Consider the following 586-nt stretch of genomic DNA (forward strand, 5'->3'; position numbering starts at 1 on the left):
TTCTCACTATTCACTTCTTCCTTACGATGGAAGTTGTTCAGGAATGATATTGGTGAGAAATATAGAACGCAAATCTATGCTAAGTATTGTTCGGAATATACAAAAATGCGTTCGTGTTCTACATAATGGCAAGGTTAGCACTGAAGAATCAAGTTATATACTTCATTTGCACTCGGTGTCCATTTTGGAGATCACTTAAGCATTTGGCATATACATCATAATAGCGTATTGCTCTCATTACTGTGTTATCCGGAAATGTTAGCACTTTTGTACTTTCGCGATTGTCTTTGATGTTATTAGGGATAGCACCTCTTTTACTACTTTCTCAGTATAGGGTAAAATTTCTCGACTTCACTGCACATTAACTCGTACCATAATAGCAACGCGTGTGTGCCTCCTCAATCTCTAGCGCAGTACGCTGGGCATAAATGCTGCTTATATATATGCATCGAAACAATAGCTACCACAAGTATGTAGTTGTCACTGCACTCGTGATTGTATAATTAATTCCTTGCCCTTTTGGGGTTTGATCTACTCAATAGTCATTATGACAGTAAATATAAGAAGAAGGGCGCATATATATATC

The 586-nt window shown here is 37.4% G+C and carries 1 pseudogene; it reads left to right on the forward strand.

The features are described from left to right. A pseudogene (locus KPX09_RS05510) lies at positions 1–199 on the forward strand (hypothetical protein); the annotation flags it as partial. Between the last annotated feature and the right edge of the window lie 387 nt (positions 200–586).

The sequence above is a fragment of the Anaplasma phagocytophilum genome, assembly GCF_023476575.1.
Classification (GTDB): domain Bacteria; phylum Pseudomonadota; class Alphaproteobacteria; order Rickettsiales; family Anaplasmataceae; genus Anaplasma; species Anaplasma phagocytophilum_A.